This is a genomic window from Mesorhizobium sp. M7A.F.Ca.CA.002.04.1.1 (assembly GCF_004022805.1).
Taxonomy (GTDB): domain Bacteria; phylum Pseudomonadota; class Alphaproteobacteria; order Rhizobiales; family Rhizobiaceae; genus Mesorhizobium; species Mesorhizobium ciceri.
Genome location: NZ_RZPL01000804.1, coordinates 1 through 2,430, shown reverse-complemented (window position 1 = coordinate 2,430; position 2,430 = coordinate 1). Strand labels below are relative to the sequence as shown.

The window sequence follows — 2,430 nt, the reverse complement described above, 5'->3', positions numbered from 1 at the left end:
TTCCTGCACCGCCGGACATGGACGGGCGCGGTGGTGGCGACGATCAGCAAGCTGACTTATGCCGGCAGCCGCTACTCGCTCGGCAGCCGCTATTCCCCTTCAAAAAGCAGCTGACGGAAGCAGGTCGAATGCAAGAGCGACAGATGACGCCGGCACCGAGCCGCACGGCGCGGATCCGGGCACTCGCGCAGCATGATGTTGCCGAAGCACAAAGCGCGCTGGCGGCATTGCTGGGCGACCTGTTCGCGATGCGCCCCCGCAATGTCCGCATCAACTTCGATAAATACAGCCTCAATTCGTTGAACGGCTTCTTCGAGGACGACGGCAAGGCCTACTTCTTCAAGTTCCATCAGGAGGAGCGGGAAGAGGCGATGACGGGCGAGTATTACCGCGCCGAGATTCTGTCGCGCGCCGGCCTGCCGGTTGATCAACCCGTGCATATGTCGGCCCAACCGGGCGAGCAGATCCTTGTCTATCGGCGGCGCACGGATCCGAGGTTTTCGGATGTGCTGTTCGCGCTGGATGCGCAGGACGATGCCGGCAAACGGCGAGAAGCCGTTCTTGCCGAGCGCGACCTGTCGGCCAGGCTGCTCAAGGTCTATCTCGAAACGCTGCATCCGGTAACCGTCGAGGAGGTGGCGGCGGAACCGATCCACAGGCTGTTTCATGAGCGGCTGATCGATGCCGAGACACGCTTGTCGCCAGGCGGCCGGCTGGCCGATTTCTATGTCGGCAAGCCGTTCGTCTTTCCCGGTGCCGAGCTGGATTGGGATCGGTTTTCCCGGCTGAAATTCGTCATCAATGGCGAGCAGTACACCGACAGCGTCGGTGAGCTTTTCGATGCCGCCGCAGTGCGCTTGCGGCCGGACCGGCTTGCCGATGCAGGCGGCGTGGTCGCGCATGGCGACGCCCACAACGCCAATGTCTGGTACACGGCGAAGGCGGGGAGGGCGGAGCTGTCCTTCTTCGATCCTGCCTTTGCAGGCTCGCATATCCCGACGCTGCTGGCGGAGGTGAAGGCGACGTTCCACAACATCTTCGCCCACCCGTTCTGGCTCTATGATCCGGCGACCGCGACCGAGGCTTTTCGCGCCCATGCGCGGCTGGACGGAAACCTGCTCCATGTCGACACGGACTGGGACCTGAGCCCGGTCCGCCGCGACCTGCTGGAGGTCAAGGCCACAGCGCTGTGGCGGCCATTGCTGCTTGAGCTCAAACGGCGCGGCATGCTGCCGGCCGATTGGCGCGCGGTGCTCCGGGCCGGTCTCTTCCTGTCGCCGACGCTGGTCATGAACCTGCGCGCCGGCGCACGCAGCCACACGCCGGTTTCTTCCCTTATTGCCTTTTCGGTGGCGGTCATGGTCGGCAGCGAACCTGTTGCCGGAACCGATCGGGTGACCGATTTTCTAGACCGGATCGATCCCGGAGCGCGTAAAAATTGAGTCTTTCCAACTTGTATATGCATGTATGTATTTTAGCCTTGACATCCGCTCCCGCTGACGCTGAAATATCCGCGCACTTCACCATGAAGTGGCAGGTAAGACGCCGAGGCACAGTGCCGCAAGAGCAGAAACCCGCAGTCTCACCGGACCGGCTACCTCAGTCAGAAAAAGCGGTCCGATCATCAAGGGGAACAAGGATGATGCGTAACCTAACAGGACAATTTCGCGCGCTCGTGATGGCCGCCGCCATCGGGCTCGCCGCCGCCCCGGCGGCCTACGCGGCCGATGCGGCCATTCCCACCACGCCCGAGGCAGGAGCGTTCAAGATCGGCATCGAGCCCTGGCTCGGCTATGGCCAGTGGCATGTCGCCGAGGCCAAGGGCCTGTTCAAGACGAACGGGCTGAGCGACGTCCAGATCGTCAACTTCGCCGAGGACAAGGACATCAATGCAGCACTTGCAAGCGGCCAGCTCGACGCCGCCAACATCGCCACCCACACGGCGATGGGCATGGTTGCGGCCGGCCTGCCGGTGAAGATCGTGCTGCTGCTCGACGTCTCCATGACCGCCGACGCGATCATCGCTGGCAAGGACGTCACCTCCATCGCGGACCTCAAGGGCAAGCAGGTGGCCTTCGAGGAAGGCACGACGAGCGACATCCTGCTCAAATACGCGCTCACCAGGAACGGCATGTCGATCGACGATGTGAAGCCGGTTCCGATGCCTGCGTCCGACGCCGGCAGCGCCTTGATCGCCGGCCAGGTGCCGGTCGCGGTGACCTATGAACCGTACCTCACCGTCGCCATGGCGCAGAACAAGGACCTCAAGCTGCTGTTCACCGCCGGCGAGGATCCCGGCCTGATCAGCGACGTGCTGGTGGTGCGTGACGAGGTGATCAAGTCGCGGCCCGGCCAAGTGCTGGCCATGATCAAAAGCTGGGACGCAGCGCTCAAGGACTACAATGCCGATACGCCCGGTGGGCGCGCCAT

At 63.3% G+C, this 2,430-nt stretch carries 2 protein-coding genes and 1 pseudogene; all 3 read left to right on the top strand.

The genetic code is table 11. The features are described 5' to 3' along the window. Positions 1-114, top strand: a pseudogene (locus ENZ75_RS35375) (histidine utilization repressor); the annotation flags it as partial. A 29-nt stretch (positions 115-143) separates the two neighbouring features. Beyond that, entirely contained in the window at positions 144-1,442 is a 1,299-nt protein-coding gene (locus ENZ75_RS28705) for a hypothetical protein (protein ID WP_063168690.1), read from the top strand. A gap of 200 nt (positions 1,443-1,642) precedes the next feature. Next, positions 1,643-2,430, top strand: a 788-nt coding sequence (locus ENZ75_RS28700; RefSeq protein WP_128278504.1) for an ABC transporter substrate-binding protein, incomplete at its 3' end; no start/stop codon positions are given.

Bases quoted from the DNA above. Each gene is read 5' to 3' on its own strand.
- ENZ75_RS28705 (WP_063168690.1), top strand. From the start codon at position 144: ATGACGCCGGCACCGAGCCGCACGGCGCGGATCCGGGCACTCGCGCAG.